Source organism: Allobosea sp. Tri-44 (genome assembly GCF_004123845.1).
Taxonomy (GTDB): Bacteria; Pseudomonadota; Alphaproteobacteria; order Rhizobiales; family Beijerinckiaceae; genus Allobosea.
Genome location: NZ_NBDP01000030.1, coordinates 752,020 through 769,107 on the forward strand (window position 1 = coordinate 752,020; position 17,088 = coordinate 769,107).

Annotated in this window: 19 protein-coding genes; 6 read left to right on the forward strand and 13 right to left on the reverse strand. The window is 66.5% G+C overall.

Annotated features, from left to right (window positions below):
* Positions 1-78 precede the first annotated feature (78 nt).
* The gene (locus tag B6S44_RS20065) at positions 79-945 is read left to right on the forward strand and encodes a class I SAM-dependent methyltransferase (RefSeq protein ID WP_248309685.1); all 867 of its coding nucleotides are present in this window, start codon (positions 79-81) and stop codon (positions 943-945) included.
* 96 nt (positions 946-1,041) lie between these two features.
* Here B6S44_RS20065 and B6S44_RS20070 read toward each other — a convergent pair whose 3' ends face one another.
* The 8 genes from B6S44_RS20070 to B6S44_RS20105 all read right to left on the reverse strand — a co-directional run bounded on the left by B6S44_RS20070 (position 1,042) and on the right by B6S44_RS20105 (position 9,311).
* Complete coding sequence (locus B6S44_RS20070; RefSeq protein ID WP_129158626.1) at positions 1,042-1,476, reverse strand: RES family NAD+ phosphorylase; 435 nt, start codon at positions 1,474-1,476, stop codon at positions 1,042-1,044.
* Positions 1,476-1,904 carry a type II RES/Xre toxin-antitoxin system antitoxin gene (gene parS, locus B6S44_RS20075; RefSeq protein WP_129158627.1) on the reverse strand — a complete coding sequence of 143 codons (429 nt, stop codon included), beginning with the start codon at positions 1,902-1,904 and terminating at the stop codon, positions 1,476-1,478. Before parS ends, B6S44_RS20070 begins: the two co-directional genes overlap by 1 nt.
* 65 nt (positions 1,905-1,969) lie before the next feature.
* Positions 1,970-2,611, reverse strand: a complete 642-nt coding sequence (upp, locus tag B6S44_RS20080; RefSeq protein ID WP_129158628.1) for a uracil phosphoribosyltransferase — start codon at positions 2,609-2,611, stop codon at positions 1,970-1,972.
* A gap of 33 nt (positions 2,612-2,644) precedes the next feature.
* Positions 2,645-3,862 carry a URC4/urg3 family protein gene (locus B6S44_RS20085; RefSeq protein ID WP_129158629.1) on the reverse strand — a complete coding sequence of 406 codons (1,218 nt, stop codon included), beginning with the start codon at positions 3,860-3,862 and terminating at the stop codon, positions 2,645-2,647.
* A 7-nt stretch (positions 3,863-3,869) separates the two neighbouring features.
* Positions 3,870-5,132 carry a GTP cyclohydrolase II gene (locus B6S44_RS20090; RefSeq protein ID WP_129158630.1) on the reverse strand — a complete coding sequence of 421 codons (1,263 nt, stop codon included), beginning with the start codon at positions 5,130-5,132 and terminating at the stop codon, positions 3,870-3,872.
* Between the two features lie 277 nt (positions 5,133-5,409).
* Complete coding sequence (locus tag B6S44_RS20095; RefSeq protein WP_129158631.1) at positions 5,410-5,571, reverse strand: Thivi_2564 family membrane protein; 162 nt, start codon at positions 5,569-5,571, stop codon at positions 5,410-5,412.
* A gap of 330 nt (positions 5,572-5,901) precedes the next feature.
* Entirely contained in the window at positions 5,902-8,127 is a 2,226-nt protein-coding gene (glyS, locus tag B6S44_RS20100) for a glycine--tRNA ligase subunit beta (protein WP_129158632.1), read from the reverse strand.
* A 266-nt stretch (positions 8,128-8,393) separates the two neighbouring features.
* On the reverse strand, positions 8,394-9,311 hold the full coding sequence (locus tag B6S44_RS20105) for a glycine--tRNA ligase subunit alpha (RefSeq protein ID WP_206735206.1): 918 nt from the start codon (positions 9,309-9,311) through the stop codon (positions 8,394-8,396).
* A gap of 231 nt (positions 9,312-9,542) precedes the next feature.
* On the opposite strand from B6S44_RS20105, the gene B6S44_RS20110 reads away from it, so the two are divergent.
* On the forward strand, positions 9,543-9,830 hold the full coding sequence (locus tag B6S44_RS20110; RefSeq protein ID WP_129158634.1) for a hypothetical protein: 288 nt from the start codon (positions 9,543-9,545) through the stop codon (positions 9,828-9,830).
* A gap of 135 nt (positions 9,831-9,965) precedes the next feature.
* Entirely contained in the window at positions 9,966-10,292 is a 327-nt protein-coding gene (locus B6S44_RS20115; RefSeq protein ID WP_129158635.1) for a hypothetical protein, read from the forward strand.
* Between the two features lie 6 nt (positions 10,293-10,298).
* Here the strand turns inward: B6S44_RS20115 and B6S44_RS20120 are convergent, their stop codons facing one another.
* Positions 10,299-11,066, reverse strand: coding sequence for a tRNA1(Val) (adenine(37)-N6)-methyltransferase (locus B6S44_RS20120; protein ID WP_129158636.1), 768 nt, complete (start codon positions 11,064-11,066; stop codon positions 10,299-10,301).
* The gene (locus tag B6S44_RS20125) at positions 11,056-11,283 is read right to left on the reverse strand and encodes a putative signal transducing protein (RefSeq protein ID WP_129158637.1); all 228 of its coding nucleotides are present in this window, start codon (positions 11,281-11,283) and stop codon (positions 11,056-11,058) included. The genes B6S44_RS20120 and B6S44_RS20125 overlap by 11 nt, the downstream gene beginning before the upstream one ends.
* A 181-nt stretch (positions 11,284-11,464) precedes the next feature.
* Between B6S44_RS20125 and B6S44_RS20130 the strand changes: the two genes are divergently transcribed.
* Genes B6S44_RS20130 through B6S44_RS20140 form a run of 3 tightly spaced genes read left to right on the forward strand, consistent with a single transcriptional unit; the run spans position 11,465 to position 13,095 of the window.
* Complete coding sequence (locus tag B6S44_RS20130) at positions 11,465-12,481, forward strand: polyprenyl synthetase family protein (protein ID WP_248309660.1); 1,017 nt, start codon at positions 11,465-11,467, stop codon at positions 12,479-12,481.
* A 60-nt stretch (positions 12,482-12,541) separates the two neighbouring features.
* The gene (locus B6S44_RS20135; RefSeq protein WP_349236380.1) at positions 12,542-12,814 is read left to right on the forward strand and encodes a type II toxin-antitoxin system ParD family antitoxin; all 273 of its coding nucleotides are present in this window, start codon (positions 12,542-12,544) and stop codon (positions 12,812-12,814) included.
* Positions 12,811-13,095, forward strand: a complete 285-nt coding sequence (locus B6S44_RS20140; protein WP_129158640.1) for a type II toxin-antitoxin system RelE/ParE family toxin — start codon at positions 12,811-12,813, stop codon at positions 13,093-13,095. Before B6S44_RS20135 ends, B6S44_RS20140 begins: the two co-directional genes overlap by 4 nt.
* 4 nt (positions 13,096-13,099) lie before the next feature.
* On the opposite strand, the gene B6S44_RS20145 is transcribed toward B6S44_RS20140, so the two are convergent.
* From B6S44_RS20145 to B6S44_RS20155, 3 genes are all read right to left on the reverse strand, one after another.
* Positions 13,100-13,735 carry a LysE family translocator gene (locus tag B6S44_RS20145; RefSeq protein ID WP_248309661.1) on the reverse strand — a complete coding sequence of 212 codons (636 nt, stop codon included), beginning with the start codon at positions 13,733-13,735 and terminating at the stop codon, positions 13,100-13,102.
* A 28-nt stretch (positions 13,736-13,763) separates the two neighbouring features.
* Complete coding sequence (locus B6S44_RS20150; RefSeq protein ID WP_129158880.1) at positions 13,764-14,654, reverse strand: 4-(cytidine 5'-diphospho)-2-C-methyl-D-erythritol kinase; 891 nt, start codon at positions 14,652-14,654, stop codon at positions 13,764-13,766.
* 179 nt (positions 14,655-14,833) lie between these two features.
* A complete protein-coding gene (locus B6S44_RS20155; RefSeq protein ID WP_248309662.1) occupies positions 14,834-16,594 on the reverse strand; it encodes a tetratricopeptide repeat protein in 1,761 nt (586 codons plus the stop codon).
* Positions 16,595-17,088 lie beyond the last annotated feature (494 nt).

Sequence of the window (17,088 nt, forward strand, 5' to 3'; positions counted from 1 at the left end):
GTTCGGCCGTATCGCGCGCATATCCGCCATTCGACCCAGGCGGGATAAGCCTCCGCTGGATAGTCCGACGTGGCAGTGATGCGCGCGGCCAGCCCGCCCGTGTTAAGGTCCATCCTTGATCAGGGGGGATCGCAAGCCGTGGAAACCGCACAACTTCGGTATAATTGGACCGATTCCGACGTCTATGAAGCTTTCATGGGGCGCTGGAGCGAACGTCTGGCAAGCCTGTTTCTCGCCCGTATCGATGTCGCTCCGGGCGGTCGCGTGCTCGACGTAGCCTGCGGGACGGGTGTGTTGACGAAAGCACTGGCCGAATCCGGCGCGCATGTGGTCGGTGTGGATGCGTCGGAGGGATACCTGGAAGGGGCCCGCCTTCGTCGACCCCACCTCAATATCGCGTATGAACACGGCGACGTCCGGCACATGCGGTTCGACGACAACGTATTTGATGCGGCCGTTTCTTCGCTGGCCCTGGACGTTATCCCGGAAACTGAACAGGTCGTTGCGGAGATGAAGCGCGTGACCCGTCCGGGCGGCGTAGTCGCATCCGCTGTGACTCAGTTCTTCGGTGGCATGCCCGCCTTCGACCTCGTCTACAATACCGGCGCTGTGCTTGAGGCTGAGGTCGCCAGGATGAGATCCATGCGGGCGGGGCGCACGCAATTCTGGCCTGACGGTCAGGCGGCGTTGTGGCGGAAGGTCGGCCTCGTCGACGTGACGGAGGTTCCCGTTGTCGTGGATTGTGAATATCAGTCCTTCGCGGATTATTGGTCCACGTTCACCGACGGCCCGGGCAGCGTCACGGGCATGTTGATGGCCCTTTCGAATGAGACCCGCGGTTCGATCGAACAGCATGTTTGCGCCGGATATCTGGTGGGCCTGCCGGATGGTCCCCGATCATTCCCCATGATGTTCCGTGTGGTGCGCGGCCTGGTCCCGGCCTGATCCTGGAGGGCATGCAATAGGACCCACGGGAGTCCGGTGGGCAGAATTATGACGTCTAACGAAACTCGGCAAATGTCCGCTTTTTTATTCCATCGCTTAGCGGGTAAGCGGCAGCCAGAGTCGCCTGTCAAAATCGAAGGGCTGCGTTCCGACGACCGCGATCGAGACGGCATCGCGATGACGCGGATTGATCAGCACATTAGTACTGCGCGGTGCGATGAAGGACGGCACCCTCAGCAACGTTGTCTCGCCTGCACTCAGCCAGGCATCGCCGATCGATCTCGGCTCCTCCGCCTTCGCGCCCTCGCTGATCGACGCCGCTCCGGTCTCGATCTCGATCAGGACATAGTCGTCCGGGATGAGCTCTGGCGCGAGGTCGAGATGGACCCGCACCTCCAGGATAGCGAGGGCGGGATTCTCGGCGGTGTAGACGACAGGCCATCCGGGCGAGTTCCAGCGCCCGCCATAGAGCCGCGCGCCCTCACCGCTCAGATCGGCGAAGGCGGCGCGAGCGACGCGCCACAGGCGCATCAGGCGGCAATGCCGTGCGCGATCCTGCCGAGCAGCGCCTCGACCTGCGCCGCGCCTTCGCCCGTGTCGAGCAGCGCCAGCGGCTTCTCGCCATCGAGCGCGACAGTCGCCCGGCGCAGCCAGGCTGCCGCCTTGTCCTGCGAGCCGAAGGTGACCTCGGCTTCGGCAATGACGCGCGCGGCGCGCATCAGCCGGTCGGACTGCTCCGTGGTCAGCGTTCCGATCTTGCGGCGGTGGCTCAGCGTCTTGCGCGGCAGCACGAGCTCGTCGATCTCGGCCAGCGTCATCCGGCCGCTCTCGATCACATGCTCGATCGTCCGCACCGGAAAGCCGCGGCGGACGGCGGCGATGAGATCGCGGCTGCTGGCGGCGGGGCCACCCAGCGCCGCCTGGCCACCGACGACATCCAATGCAGTCAGAGCAACCATGGCAATGCTCCTTGGCGATATGCCCATAAGATAAGGGCATATCGCCAGAGCTTCAAGTGGATAGCTTAGCGCGTGCCGAACATGCGGTCGCCGGCATCGCCGAGGCCAGGCACGATGTAGCCGTGGTCGTTGAGGCGTTCGTCGATCGCCGCGGTCCAGATGCGCACATCCGGATGGGAATCACGCATGCGGGCGATGCCCTCGGGCGCCGCCAGCAGGCAGACGAAGCGCAGATCGTGGGCGCCGCGCTCCTTCAGCCGGTCGACCGCCGCAACCGCCGAGTTCGCTGTCGCCAGCATCGGATCCATCACCACGATCATGCGGTCGGCGATGTCGGAGGGCGCTTTGAAATAGTATTCGACCGCCTGCAGCGTCTGCGGATCACGATAGAGGCCGATATGGGCGACGCGGGCGGCCGGCACGAGCTCGAGCATGCCGTCGAGGAAGCCGACGCCGGCGCGCAGGATCGGCGCGAAGACCAGCTTCTTGCCGGAGATGACCGGCTGCATCGACTTCTGCAGCGGCGTCTCGATCTCGATCAGCTCGGTCGGCAGGTCGCGCGTGACCTCGTAACAGAGCAGCATGCCGATCTCGTTCAGCAGCTGGCGGAAGCTCTTGGTCGAACGGTCCTTCTCGCGCATCAGCGTCAGCTTGTGCTGCACCAGCGGGTGGTCGACGACGGTGACGCCGTTAGCGCTCGTGGCCATGCAGTCCTGATCCCCTTCGTCTTGTCGTTGTCGTCAGAATACCGTGCCGTCGCTGATGATGGTCAAGGGCGGACCGCCACCTTCACGCTTCTCACGAGCGATCCTGCGGCCCGCGGCCCAGGTGCCACCCTCCAGCACCTTGGTGAGCGGCAACTGCTCGGCGCTCATGCCGAGTTCGGCTCGGACCAATTCGCCGATCTTGTCGAGCAGCGCAACCGTCAACGCCCGCCACTCCACGACGAGCTGCGAGCCAACCTCGTGGCCGCGCACCGCATCACCTAAGTCCTTCAGTTCGAGCACACCGAGATCAAGCAGGAGCCCGCCATTGCGGTATTCCGGCAGGCCGGTCAGATCGTCGATGCCGACGACCTGGATGCCAGCCCATTGCAGCGGCTCGATCAGCGAGTAGCTCAGCCATTGCGAGAGCTTGTGGAAGGGCACGATGCCGGCTGTTACCTCTCCCGGCGCGATCAGTGGATGCTTCCAGCTGTCGCCGAGCGCGATGCCGGCATAGCTCAGCCGCGACGGCCAGATGCCGCCGAGCGCCTCCAGAACCTGCGAGAGGATATAGGCGGCGCGGATCGAGCGCCCCTCGGCCGCCTCGACCAGCCGGTCGAACAGGTCGCCCGGCCGGGTCAGCCCATGCTTCTCCAGCTCCTCGCCGAGGCGGTTGAGCAGCGCGGCGCGGCCCCCCAGCCCGACGAGCGGATTGCCCTCCGAAACCTGGAAGCCGGCAGCCAGCGCCGCGGCGTCGAGATGCCGGAGCGCCTCGCTATCAACCCGCAGCGGCTGCGCCGGATCGCTGGAGAAGGCGCCGGCACCGAACATGTCGAGCGAGGCCAGCGCCAGCCCTTCCGAACGGCCGATGCTCTGGCCGGTCACCGCATCGCGGTAGCGCCAGTCGGCGCCGGCGCCGGCATCGAGCAGGACGCTGACCACGGCGAGGTCGTAAGCAGCCTGTCCCCTGGCCCGGGCGTCGGCGAACTGGGCGCCGGCATCCAGCACCTTCCAGCGGTCCATGCCGGCGATGATGAAATGGCGCCAGCGCGCGTGGAAGGGAATGTCGAGCGATGGGTAGTTCTGGCGGATCGTTTCCAGGACATAGGCTGCGCAGGCAGTGAGCCGCTCAGGGTGGACGCTGAAATGCGCCAGCCGGCCGGCGAGGCCGAGCTGCAGCATCTCCTGCGCACGCTCGCGGACGGCAGCCGGCTTGAGCAGCCGGCGGACGGCTTCGGGATTGGAGTCAGGCATAGGTGGATCAGAACTTCTCGAGGTCGCGGCCGACAGTGGCCTTGAGTGCGTTATCGCCGGGGGAGCCGTCGGGCGAGTAATAGCCCGCCGCCTTCTTGGCCTCGATCTCGACCGAAGCGTCCGGCGGGACCAGCTCGGGCGGGATGGCGACACGTTCGCCGATCTCGATGCCGCTCTCGACCATGGCGTCGTATTTCATGTTCGACATCGACATCAGCCGGTCGATCTTCTTCACGCCGAGCCAGTGCAGCACATCCGGCATCAATTGCTGGAAGCGGGCGTCCTGCACGCCGGCGACGCATTCGGTGCGCTCGAAATAGGTCGCGGCGGAATCGCCGCCTTCCTGGCGCTTGCGGGCGTTGTAGACGAGGAACTTGGTGACCTCGCCGAGCGCCCTGCCCTCCTTGCGGTTGTAGACGATCAGGCCGACGCCGCCCGCCTGCGCTTCCTTCACGGCCTCCTCGATGCCGTGCACGAGATAAGGCCGGCAGGTGCAGATGTCGGAGCCGAAGACGTCAGAGCCGTTGCACTCGTCATGGACGCGGCAGGCCAGCGTCTTCCTGGGATCGCAAATCGCCGAGACCTCGCCGATGACATAGGCGGTGATCGAGCCGATCGGCGGCAGGAAGACCTTGAGGTCGGGCCGCGTCACCAGCTCGGGATACATGCCGCCGGTCTGCTCGAACAGCGTGCGGCGCAGTTCGTTCTCGGTGGTGGCGAAGCGCTCGGCGATCCCCGGCAGGTGCCAGACCGGATCGACCGCGATCTTGGTGACGCTGATGTCGCCGGAGCCATGCAGGATGGCGCCATCAGCCGCCAGCCGGTGGCCGGCCATGGCGGCGAGGATCTCGGGCAGGTTGAGCCGCGCCTTGGTCACCGCGATGGTCGGGCGGATGTCGATGCCCTCGCCGATCCACTTGCCGAAATCCTGGGCGACGCGATGGCCGAACGGATCGAGCGAGACGATCCGGCCCGGCTCGAACCATTGCGGCTGGGGCAGGATGTCGGAGGTCGGATGGGTGTTGGTCAGGTCCGGCCGCTGCGCCGGGTTCATGGCGCGGGCGGAAATCGCGAGCGCGCGATAGACCGAATAGGAGCCGCCATGGGCGCCGATGCAGTTGCGGTCTCCCGGCGCCGTGGTCGAGGCGATGACCGGGCCGCGCTCCTCCGGCGTGCCGGCGCCCCACTGGATCGGGAAGCGGGTCGAGGCGTTGCCGGGCTCGGGATGCGAGGTCAGGCGGATATGGGTGGTGCGGTTCTGCGAATTCATCGCGGCGATTGCTCGATCTGTCGGGCATGGTCTGGTCGCAAGATCGATTCCACTTTTTGCGGACCATGCTCGAACGGGAAAGGGCCCCGGGACGGGTCGCGTCCGGGGCCCTCTGGACCAATGAGATTCTGGATCAGCGCGGGATTTTCGTCAATTGCCGGTTGAAGACGTCACCACCGCCACGACCGGGCCTTGTCCCGACCATCCAGCGCTCGCCACGAAGGCGATGTTCACATGGACGCCCGCCGCGGGGCGAGCATGACGGCGGCCCCTATCACTAGAAGACTGCGAGATAACGCAGCAGCGAGATGATGCCGATGATGATGACGATGATCTGGACGATGTTCTTGATGTTGCCGTCGATCGGCAGCATCCGCACGAGATAAAGCACCAGCGCGATCACCAGAATGGTGATCAACAGCGAAATCAGAATGCTCATGGCTCAAATCCTCTTATCGCGGCCGAAAGCCGGCCCCCCGAGCCGCTAGCTGCGACGCATTCGCAGGCAGCGATCTCGGAGAAGAGAACGTCGAGCCATGGGAAAAAGTTCCGGAAGGGTAGCTGGCTGAGGGCTTCAGCCCCGGCGAGAACCAGGGACGCGCGGGATCCCCTCTCCTGAAAGGAGAGGGGTAGGGGTGAGGTGTTCGAACTGGAAACGCCGGCCTGAACCTAGCTGCGCGGTCAGCGCTCGCGGCGCTGGTCAAGCGGCCTACACCTCACCCTGCCCTCTCCTTCCAGGAGAGGGTTCTGCGTCGCGCTTCCCTGCGCCTTACCCCGCAATCCGCGAGAAGTCCGCGACCGCGCGCGTCGCTTCGCGCAGCTGGTTCAGCAGCTTGAGGCGGTTGGCGCGTAAGCGCGGATCGGGATCGTTGACCGTGACCTTGTCGAAGAAGGCGTCGACCGCCGGCCGCAATTCCGCCAGCGCCGTCATGGCGCCCTCATAGTCCTCGGCAGCGACCGCCGCTTCCGCCTTCGGCGTCGCCTGCGCGAGCGCGACCGCGAGCGCCTTCTCCTCGATCAGCCCGGCATCGGCGATGAGCTGGAGATCGGCCTTGCCGGCGAAAGCGCCCTCGCCGTCCTTCTTCTCCTCGGCCTTGAGGATGTTGGCGGCACGCTTGTAGCCGGCCAGCAGGCTCTTGCCGTCCTCCGTTTCGAGGAAGCGGCTGAGCGCGGCGACGCGGCGGGTGATGAGCAGGAGGTCGTCATTGCCCGATGCGCCCTCGCCCAGCACCGCATCGACCAGATCATGCCGCGCGCCCTGGTCGCGCAGCATGACCTTCAGGCGGTCGTGGAAGAAGGAGAGAAGGTCGATAGCCTTGGGAATCGAACTTTCTAGCATTTCGCCGAGAGCATCCTGGGATGCCTCGGAGTTACTAATGGCGATTGCTTGTTCCATGAGCGGACCGAGGAGGCGAAGCAGGCTTAACCGCACCCCATTCTCGACTACCAGCCGGATCACGCCCAACGCCGCACGGCGAAGCGCGTAAGGATCCTTGCTCCCGGTCGGCTTCTCGTCGATCGCCCAGAAGCCGACCAGCGTGTCGAGCTTGTCGGCGAGCGCCACCGCCACCGAGACCGGATCGGTCGGGACGCGGTCGGAGGGGCCGAGCGGCTTGTAGTGCTCCTCGATCGCGGCGGCGACCGAGGCGTTCTCGCCCTGCAGCTCGGCGTATTTGCGGCCCATCAGCCCCTGCAGCTCAGGGAACTCGCCGACCATCTCGGTCGGCAGATCGGCCTTGGCGAGCTTCGCCGCACGCTCGGCCAGCGCCGGATCGGCGCCGACGATCGGTGCCAGCTCCTTCGCCAGCGCGGCGATGCGCTGGACGCGCTCGCCTTGCGTGCCGAGCTTGGCGTGGAAGACGACGCCGAGCCTGTCGAGCTTGGCCATGCGCTGGTCGAGCGGCTTGGCAAGGTCGAGGCCGAGCTTCTCGGCGCTGTCCTTAAGCGTATCCAGATCGGGCAGCGCGCCGCGGTCGGTTTGCCAGAAATAGGCGGCGTCGGAGAGGCGCGCCCGCACGACCCGGCCATTGCCGGCAGTGATCGCCAGGCCGCCATCGCTGGCGATCAGATTCGAGACCGGAATGAAGCGATTGGCGAGTTCCCCGGAATTGGGATCGCGCAGCACGAAGCATTTCTGGTTGGCGCGGATGGTGGCGCGGATCGCCTCGCCCGGGATTTCGAGGAAGCGTTCCTCGAAATCGCCCAGCAGCACGACCGGCCATTCGACGAGGCCGGCAACCTCCTCCAGCAGCCCCTCATCCTCGACCAGCTCCAACCCTGCGGCGAAGGCGAGATTCTTCGCGTCGGTCGCGATGATCTCCTTGCGGCGATCGGCATCGAGCACGACCTTGGCCCGCTCGAGGCTGGCGACATAGTCATCGAAGCGCTTGACCGTGATCGGCCCCGGCGCGTGGAAGCGGTGGCCATAGGTGACGTTGCCGGATTTGATGCCGTCGACGTCGAAGGTGACGATCTCCGGATCCTCGGTCTCGGCGCCGAAGGTGCAGAGGATCGAATGCAGCGGGCGAACCCAGCGCAGCGAGCCGCTCTCGGAGGAAGCCTTGCCCCAGCGCATCGATTTCGGCCATGGGAAGGCGCGGATCACCGCCGGCACGATCTCGGCGATGGCCGCGACCGTCTCCTGCCCGGGCTTCTCGATCAAGGCGACGTAGCTGTCGCCCTTCTTCGGATCGCTGATGATCGTCGCCTCAGCGAGCGAGGCGAGCCCGGCCGCCTTGAGGAAGCCCTGCACGGCTGCGTCGGGCGCGCCGACGCGCGGCCCTTTCCGCTCCTCGCGGACATCGCGGCCACGTACGGGCAGGCCGGCGATGGTGAGGGCGAGCCGGCGCGGCGTCGCGAAGGCCTTGGCGCCTTCATAGGTCAGGCCGCGCTCGACCAGCGCATCGGTGACGAGCTTCTTCAGGTCCTCGGCCGCCTTGCGCTGCATGCGGGCGGGAATCTCTTCCGAGAAGAGTTCGAGCAGGAGATCAGGCATTAGGGTCTGTACCCACTATGGATGGCGTTCTGACGCTGGGCATTTTGATCGGCGGGCAGGAGCGTGGGCGCAGCAAACCGTCGGGTTTGCAAGGCCGCGCGACGCACCAGCCGATCAAAAGGCCCGCGCCCCTTCGGGGTCGGGCGAAAATGCCCGATAGCTGCGTCGGTCCCTTGCCCGATGCCTGGGGCATCGGGCTGCGGGCCCCTCCTTGTTCTCGGGCATTTTGGCCCGATCAGAACGTCATCCATAGTGGGTACAGACCCTTAGTTCGCTCCCCCGCCGGCGGTCTTCAGCCAGGCTGCACCGCAGGCCTTGGCGAGCTCGCGCACGCGCAGGATGTAGCTCTGGCGCTCGGTGACCGAGATCACGCCGCGCGCATCGAGCAGGTTGAAGACATGGCTCGCCTTGATGCACTGGTCGTAGGCCGGCAAAGCGAGCTTGTGGCTGGGGTCGTTGCTGCCGGCATCGGCCTCGCCGGCGGCGAGCAGCGCCTTGCACTCGGCCTCGGCATCGCTGAAGTGGCGGAAGAGCACCTCGGTATTGGCGTGCTCGAAATTATGCCGCGAGAACTCCTGCTCGGCCTGCAGGAAGACGTCGCCATAACTGATGCGGTCCTCGCCTTCGAGGCCGTTGAAATTGAGATCGTAGACGTTCTCGACGCCCTGGACATACATGGCGAGCCGCTCGAGCCCATAGGTGAGCTCGCCCGCGACCGGGGCGCATTCGACGCCGGCGACCTGCTGGAAATAGGTGAACTGGCTGACCTCCATGCCGTCGCACCAGCATTCCCAGCCGAGGCCCCAGGCGCCGAGCGTCGGGCTCTCCCAATCGTCCTCGACGAAGCGGACATCGTGCAGGGCGAGATCGACGCCGATCGCCCTGAGTGAGTCGAGATAGAGTTGCTGCAGGTCCGGCGGTGACGGCTTCAGGATGACCTGGAACTGGTAATAATGCTGCAGCCGGTTGGGGTTCTCGCCATAGCGGCCGTCCTTGGGCCGGCGCGAAGGCTGGACATAGGCCGCCTTCCAGGGCTTGGGGCCCAGCGCGCGCAGCGTCGTCGCCGGATGGAAGGTTCCGGCGCCGACCTCCATGTCGTAGGGCTGGAGGATGACGCAGCCACGCTCGGCCCAGAAGCGCTGCAAGGTCAGCAGCAAGCCCTGGAAGGAGCGGGTCGGGTTCAGCGGATCGGAGGACGCGGCCAAGGGCATCAGCCTTTTAAACTGTCGAGAAACTTGCGGCGTGATTAGGGGCTGGCGGCGCTCATGGTCAAGCTCGGCGGGATGAACGCTGCCTGAACCCCGGCGCAAGGATCGCGTTCAGGAAGGGAAGCGCAGGATGCGCAGCATCGAACGGTCCGCGGTTCTCGGGGCGAGTGCTTGAGTCGGGCCGATGCGAGCAGCAGGAGATCTGCAATGCTGTCCAACCGTTTCGCCGCCGCCCTGTTCGGAGCCGGCGCTCTGGTTTTCACCGGCCTTTCCGTCGCGCCGGCCAGCGCTGCGCCGATCGCGGGAGGCGTCGCCCAAGCCGCCAGCGCTGATGGCATGGTCCAGCAGGCCTGGCACCGTGGCCGTCCGCACGAATGGGGCGGACCGCGCCCTTACTATGGCCGCCCGGTCTACCGTCCGCGCTGCTACTTCGTCGACCGGCGCGTCTGGAACGGCTGGCGCTGGGTGATCCGCCCGGTGCGCGTCTGCCGCTGACGGGACACCCGGGCAGATGAAGATCGGCTGAACGGCGCGACAACACGCCGTTCAGCCTCGCCGCTGCAAGCTTGCCGCCACGATGATGCCCGATAGGCCTAGTACGGGCCGGGGCCATTCGCGAAGGAGGTCACCATGCTTCGCAAACTCGTTCTTGGACTTTCAGCCGCAGCCTCCCTCGGGGTGGCTGCACTCGGCATCGGAACAATCACTGCAACTCCGGCTAACGCACAGGTGCTGAGCTTCGGCTGGGGCGGTGACGGCTATTATGGCCGGCCCGGCTGGGGCGGCCGCGGTTATTATGGCCGCCCCCATTACGGCTATGGCCGTCCTGCTTATGGCTATGGCCGTCCCGCTTACGGCTATGGCGGCGGCTATTACGGCCCGCGCTGCTATAGCCGCCCGGTCCGCTACTGGGACGGCTGGGGCTGGGTGGTGCGCGAGCGTCGCATCTGCCGCTGAGCCAATCTAGGCGAGCACGGCCTCGCCGCGATGGAGCGCCTCGCTGAATGCGGTGAAGCGCCCATCGGCCCCGTTGAGAACGAGAGCCGGCAGCAACGCTGCCGGCTTTTTGCTGCCGAGCCGCGCAGAGACGATCACCCGGATCGCCGGCCGCTCCGCCTGGCCGTGGATCGGGCGGATCTCGATCGCGCCGAAGCCTACCTCCAGACCCGCGAGAATCAGCCCCAGCGCTTCGGCCCGATGGATGATGCTGACGCCACCGCCCGGCTTCAGCACACGCCGTGCTTCTTTCAGCCAGTCGGCGAGCGATTGGCCAGCGACATGGGCCGCACGCCGGTTGGCGACCGGGGATTCGCGCACCTCGCCTGATTCGAAGAAGGGCGGGTTCATCGCGACCCAAGCCATGGAGGCTGCCGTCAGGCCCTCCCGAGCGAGATCCGCGCTCCGCTCGCCGATCACTCCGACCATGGTGCGCACCCGCCCGGCGAGGTCGTTGAGCTCAGCATTACGGGCCGCGAGCGCGGCCAGCTCCGGATCGCGCTCGACCAGGACGACACTGAGCTGAGGTTGCCGCGAGGCGACGGCGAGCCCGACCGTGCCGACACCCGCGCCGAAGTCGGCGAGCGGCCCCTCCCCCAGTTCCGGGATCGCCGCGGCGAGCAGCACCGCATCCGAGCCGGCGCGATGGCCCTTCACCGGCTGCAGCAGGCGAAGGCGGCCTCCTAGCAGCCGATCCTCGGCGATCTCGCCGAGGCCGGACGCCTTAGCCTTCATGGCGCAACTCGTCGCCATAACCCGCCTCGATCAACAAAGCGCGAGCGCGCTTGCTGTCCTGCTCGCGCACCAGCAGGCGTCGCGGAAAGGCGCCGATCATGCCTTCGAGCGCGCTGATGTGCTGATCGGCGATCAGGCAACCCAGATCGGCCGAGGCCAGGAGCGCCTCGATGGCCCCAAGCAGGACGATGTCATTGGAGCGGACGAGTTCATGCATGCCGCCATGGAGCCTTTCGCACCGGCCAGGCGCAACAGGAAAGATCGCATGACCCGGAACAGTGCCGCGCTGCAGCGTCAATCTGCTGCGTCGCGACAGGATTGCCGGGGCTGGTCACGCATGCGACGTTTATGGCAAGGGCATGGCGCGCGAGCGCGTGAGAAACGGCCGGAGTTTGCGAGTGGGCGTCGTCGTAGCTTTCGAAGACAAGGACACCGGCCAGAGCGGGATCGCGCCGCTCGTCGGGCTGACGCGTGCCGACATGGAGCGCGTCAATGCGATGATCCTGTCGCGCACCGGCTCAGAGGTCACGATGATCCCGGAGGTCGCGAACCATCTGATCTCGTCGGGCGGCAAGCGCCTGCGGCCGATGCTGACGCTCGCGACGGCAGCGCTCTGCGGCTATCAGGGCGATGGCCACGTCAAGCTCGCGGCCTCGGTCGAGTTCATGCACACGGCGACGCTGCTACACGACGACGTCGTTGACCAGAGCGACATGCGCCGTGGCAGGCTCGCTGCCCGCATGCTCTGGGGCAATGAGGCGAGCGTGCTGGTCGGCGATTTCCTGCTCGGACAGGCCTTCAGGATGATGGTCGAGGTCGGTTCGCTGCGCGCGCTCGACATCCTCTCGACCGCCGCCGCCGTCATCGCCGAGGGCGAGGTGATGCAGCTCGCCGCCGCCAAGAACACCGAGACCACCGAGGACGAATATCTCGCCGTGATCCGCGGCAAGACCGCCGAGCTCTTCGCCGCCGCCTGCGAGGTCGGGCCGGTGATCGCCCAGTCGTCGAAGGGCGAGGCCGCGGCCTGTCGCAGCTACGGGCTCAATCTCGGCATCGCCTTCCAGCTCATCGACGACGCGCTCGACTATGGTGGCTCCTCGGGCCAGCTCGGCAAGAATGTCGGCGACGACTTCCGTGAGGGCAAGATCACCCTGCCCGTCGTACTTTCCTTCCGCCGCGGCAACGAGGAGGAGCGTGCGTTCTGGCGCCGCACCCTGCAGGAAGGCGAGGTCGGCGACGGCGATCTCGAGGAAGCGCAGGCGCTGATGCGCAAGCACGGCACGCTGGCCGACACGATCGAGCGCGCCCGCCACTATGCCAAGATGGCGAAGGACGCGCTCGGCCTGTTCCCGTCATCGCCGATGAAGCAGGCGCTCAACGAGGCCGTCGATTTCTGCGTGGCACGGGCGCACTGAGCAGCCCGCTACAGCTTGCGAATGGTGGTAAGGCTTACTACCATCAGGCTGTCGGAGGGCATGATGGCGCAGGTCGAGAAAGTCAGCATAGCGATCACGCCTGAAATGGCGGCGATGCTGCGTCGCGCCGTCGCCAGCGGCGACTATGCCTCGTCCAGCGAAGTCGTCCGTGAAGCGTTGCGCGATTGGAAGGAACGCCGGACGCTCCGCAATGAAGCTATCGCCGAGTTGCGCCAGCTCTGGGATGAGGGTCTTGCCAGCGGCGAGCCGGTTGAGAGCGAGGACGCCCTCGCTCGGATCAAAGCCAAAATCGAGGCTGCGACGCCGCGATGAGCTTTCGGCTTCTTCCTCAAGCGGAAGCCGATATCGCCGACATTTCCCTTTACATCGCATATGACAGCAAAGCCTCGGCTCACCGCTGGGTCGAAGCGATCTTTACGCAATGCGAACGGCTCGCGGACATGCCGGAACTCGGCGTCGCGAGAGACGAAATCCGGCCAGGGCTGCGCATGATGCCGACCGGCAACTACGTCATTCTCTATCGGAGGAGCAGCAACGGCATCGAAATCGTGCGTGTACTCGACAGCCGCCGCAAGTGGCGGGATTTGCTCTGACCCCTTAGCGCTGCTCGGCGGCGATCCTCAATCCCAGTGCCAGCAGGAGCCCGCCGGTCAGCGCCTCGATCACGCGCCTGACCTGCGAGCGCCGCAGCACGTCGCCGGCCTTGGCGACGACCAGCGCGTAAGCCGAGAGCCAGAGCAGGGTCATCGCCGCGAAGACCAGTCCGAGCAGGAACAGCGTGGTGAAGCTGCTGCTGCCGGCCGCGAACTGCGGCAGCAGGCTCGCGAAGAAGACCGCGATCTTCGGATTGCCGAGATTGCTGATCAGCCCCTGCCGGTAGGCGATGGCCGGCGCGAGCCGCCGCGGCGAGATCGCGGCAGCAGCCGGCGACGCAGGCCCCTGCCGGCGGAAGGCGTCGCGCAGCGCCATGATGCCGAGATAGATCAGATAGGCGGCGCCAGCATACTGGATGGCGCGGAAGACCGGCTCACTCGCGACCAGAAGCGCGACGAGGCCGAGACTGGTCGCCAGCGCCCAGACCGAGAGGCCGGTCGCCACGCCGAGCGCGGTCAGCACGCCGGCGGCGCGCCCGCCGAACAATGTGTTGCGGATGGTCAGCGCGGTGTCAGGCCCGGGCGTGCAGATCACCAGCGCCGCGACACCGACATAGGCGAGGAAAGAGGCCAGCGTCATGATGCGCCCTCCCGGGGAGTTATGACGCTTATCTCAGCACAGTCGGCTTCACCCACCAATGCGGTCGGCCATGCGCCAGGAGCTTGCCGGCCTCGGCGCTGGCGCGGCAATCGTCGAACAGAGCAAAGCAGGTCGCGCCGGAGCCCGACATCCGCGCGAGCCGGCAACCGGGCAAAGCCGAGAGCGCCGAGAGCACCTCGGTGACAGCCGGCGCGACCGCGCGGGCCGGCGATTCCAAATCGTTGCCGGAAGCGGCCAGAGCGGCGATCAGCGCCGCCGGGGTCGCCGGGGTCCCCGGCGATGCGTCGCCCGCCTTGAATGCCTGCACGCCGGCTTTATGCCCCTGCCCCGGCTGAAGCCCAAGCGCACGGAACACCACGGCGGTCTCGACCGCGACACCGGGATTGACCAGCAGCGCGGACAAGCGCGGCAGGCGCAGCGGCGGGCCGAGCCGCTCGCCGATGCCCCGCATCATGCGGGCGCGGGCTTCGAGACAAACCGGGACATCGGCGCCGATCCGGCCGGCGGCGGCGAGCAGTGCCGGATGCGACAACGGCAGATCGTTGAGCCGCGCCAGCAGGCGCAGGGCCGCGGCTGCATCGGCCGAGCCGCCGCCGATGCCGGAAGCAATCGGCAGGCGCTTGACGAGATGGAAGCGGCCGGAGCGCAGGCCGGCGATCTCCTCGCGCAACGCACGCTCGGCCTTGAGGACGAGATTGTCCGATCCGGTCGAGAGGCCCGCGGCGAACGGGCCTGAAATCTGCACCCCGGCAGGCTCGCCCGGCGACAGGCTCAGTTCGTCGCCAACGCCGGCGAAGGCGACGAGGCTGTCGAGCTCATGATAGCCATCGGCGCGCCGGCCGAGGACGCGCAAAGAGAGATTGACCTTGGCCGGGGCGCGGGTCGCCAGCGGGAGCAGCATGGAGTTACGCAGTCATTCCAAGGGCATGCCCGGGCGCCAGGACCACCACGCTGGTCCAGTTCGTCATGCTCGTCCTTGTGGCGAGCATCCACGACTTGAACATCACCCTGCCCAAAGGAAGACGTGGATGGTCGGGACAAGCCCGACCATGACGAGAAGCGCAGAGCCATGAGAGCTCAGCCGCCATCCTTTTTCGGCTCGGCCGCATTCGCAGACGGCGCCTGATCGTCGAGCCCCTTCTCGATCTTGCGCTGGATCCGGGTCAGGTCCTCGGGCTCCGGCCCGAGATCGCGGGCGTAGTTCCACTGGTAGCGCGCCTCGAGATAGCGCCCGGTTTTCCAGTAGACGTCGCCCAGATGGTCGTTGATCACCGGATCGGACGGGCGCAGCTCCATCGCCTTCTCGAGTTCCGTCACCGCCTCGTCATAACGGCCGAGACGGTAATGCGCCCAGCCGAGCGAATCGATGATGTAGCCGTCGCGCGGCCTGAGCTCGACGGCGCGGCGCAGCATGCCGAGCGCCTCTTCGAGCTTGAGGTTCTGGTCGACCAGCGAATAGCCGAGATAGTTGAGCACCAGCGCGCGCTCGCGCCCGAGTGCCTCCGGCATCAGCTCCAGCGCCTTGCGCAGGTCGGCCTCGGCCTGCGGCCACTTCTTCGTGCGCTCATAGGCGATGCCGCGGGAATAGAGCAGGTCCCAATTGGAGCGACCGGGCGTGCCGAGCTTGGCGACCGCCTTGTCATAGGCCGCAGCCGCCTCCTCGAAGCGCTTGCGCGAACGGTAGATGTTGCCGAGCGCAGAGGTCGCGTCGATGTCCTCAGGCCGCGCCGCGATGATCCCCTCGAGGTGCTTGACTGCCTCATCGGTCTTGCCGAGCTGCTCGAGGCCGAGACCGATCTGGATGTCGGCGACCGGCCGCAGCGGCGAGTTCTCGGGCATGCGCCGGTAGACCTGGACCGCGTCCTCGGTCTGCTTGGCGCGCTCTAGGATGTCGGCCAGCGTCAGCACGGCAAGGTCGTGGCCGGGATCGAGATAGACCGCGAAGCGCAGGTAGAGCAGCGCGGTCGCCTCGTCGCCTTGCAGAATCCCGGCACTGGCCAGGCCATAGAGCACCTCGGCCGCGCCCTGCTGCGTGTTGCCGACGATGCGCTGCAGCGGCTCCTTGCTGCTGATCTTGGCGATGGCGTCGCGCACCACCGGATGGTTCGGGCGGACGCGCTGCTCGAAATCGTTCAGCGTCGCCAAAGCCGCATCGCTGTCGCCGGCACGCGCCTGCTGGCGGGCCCAGAGATCGACGAGGCGCAGATTGGTCTTCTCGGCGTCATAAGCCGCCTTGAGCCGACGATTCGCGTCATTGCGGCGGCCGGCGATGTCGAGGATCAGCCCGGCATGGAAATCGCGGAAGCGGTCGAAGGTCGCTTCGCCCTTGAGGCGGTCGAGCGTCTCCAGCGCGCGATTGGTCTCGCCGGAGCCGGAATAGGCCCAGGCGGCGAGCAGGGTCGCAGTGATGTCGGCGGAGCGGCCGCGGCCGCCGCGCTGCAGCTGGGTGCGGGCAGCACCATAATTCTTCTGTTTCAGCGCGCGCACGCCAAGGGCCAGCTGCGCCAAGCCGTTAGTGGCATCGCGCTGGATCAGCTTCTCGGCGGCGCGGAAGGTCTCGTTCATCGCGCCGTCGGCGAGGAAGGCGACGAAGCCGCGCTCGAGCAGTTCGCTGTTCTGCGGATCGTTCTTGATCGCCTCGCGCAGATAGATCGAGGCCGCGCCGAGGTCGCGGGCCGAGCCTGCGACCACAGCCGCCAGATAATTGCCTTCAAGACTGTCTGCCGGCTCGAACTTGTCGACCGGACGCGCCTGCGCGAGCGCCGGCATGCCGACGTGCAGCCCCGCAATAAACGCAAGCATAAGAGCGGCGCTACGGCCGTCGATCTGAAACGTCACGTTCACCATTCTCCCTCGGTCCGCCCCGGCTGCCGGGAACTGGTCCGTAGACGGGACCGTGACCTGAACGATTTAAGAGCCTCTAACAAAATCTGAGCAGGTCTGGACGCCGGCAATTCGTCCGATCCGCCAGGAGCGGCGTGCAGCCGATACCGTTGGTATCGGCAAGGGCCGCGACGCCTCGGGCGGGCGAATTCCCGGTGCCGAAGGTGGGCCTTGGAGGGCCGCCTGCGGCGTCGGACCGTCTTGCCGATATCGAAGGATATCGGCTGCGCGCTCCTCCTGGCATTCGGCTCCTCCAAAGCCCATCCAGATCTGCTCAGGTTTTGTTAGAGGCTCTAAGCCGCCAACATGGCCGTTTCCGGGCTTCGCGACAAGTCCGGTATCCCGGTTGCGTCATAGCCGTCACGCTCACGTGAAAAGCTCCGGCGCCATGCGGAAGCGCTGTGCTCATGATAGATTCGATCAAGAAATTACGTGTAGAGTTGCTTTCG

Coding starts and splice junctions, on each gene's coding strand:
- B6S44_RS20065 (WP_248309685.1), top strand. CDS start 79: ATGCGCGCGGCCAGCCCGCCCGTGTTAAGGTCCATCCTTGATCAGGGG.
- B6S44_RS20070 (WP_129158626.1), bottom strand. CDS start 1,476: ATGCGCCTGTGGCGCGTCGCTCGCGCCGCCTTCGCCGATCTGAGCGGT.
- parS (WP_129158627.1), bottom strand. CDS start 1,904: ATGGTTGCTCTGACTGCATTGGATGTCGTCGGTGGCCAGGCGGCGCTG.
- upp (WP_129158628.1), bottom strand. CDS start 2,611: ATGGCCACGAGCGCTAACGGCGTCACCGTCGTCGACCACCCGCTGGTG.
- B6S44_RS20085 (WP_129158629.1), bottom strand. CDS start 3,862: ATGCCTGACTCCAATCCCGAAGCCGTCCGCCGGCTGCTCAAGCCGGCT.
- B6S44_RS20090 (WP_129158630.1), bottom strand. CDS start 5,132: ATGAATTCGCAGAACCGCACCACCCATATCCGCCTGACCTCGCATCCC.
- B6S44_RS20095 (WP_129158631.1), bottom strand. CDS start 5,571: ATGAGCATTCTGATTTCGCTGTTGATCACCATTCTGGTGATCGCGCTG.
- glyS (WP_129158632.1), bottom strand. CDS start 8,127: ATGCCTGATCTCCTGCTCGAACTCTTCTCGGAAGAGATTCCCGCCCGC.
- B6S44_RS20110 (WP_129158634.1), top strand. CDS start 9,543: ATGCTGTCCAACCGTTTCGCCGCCGCCCTGTTCGGAGCCGGCGCTCTG.
- B6S44_RS20115 (WP_129158635.1), top strand. CDS start 9,966: ATGCTTCGCAAACTCGTTCTTGGACTTTCAGCCGCAGCCTCCCTCGGG.
- B6S44_RS20120 (WP_129158636.1), bottom strand. CDS start 11,066: ATGAAGGCTAAGGCGTCCGGCCTCGGCGAGATCGCCGAGGATCGGCTG.
- B6S44_RS20125 (WP_129158637.1), bottom strand. CDS start 11,283: ATGCATGAACTCGTCCGCTCCAATGACATCGTCCTGCTTGGGGCCATC.
- B6S44_RS20135 (WP_349236380.1), top strand. CDS start 12,542: ATGATGGCGCAGGTCGAGAAAGTCAGCATAGCGATCACGCCTGAAATG.
- B6S44_RS20140 (WP_129158640.1), top strand. CDS start 12,811: ATGAGCTTTCGGCTTCTTCCTCAAGCGGAAGCCGATATCGCCGACATT.
- B6S44_RS20145 (WP_248309661.1), bottom strand. CDS start 13,735: ATGACGCTGGCCTCTTTCCTCGCCTATGTCGGTGTCGCGGCGCTGGTG.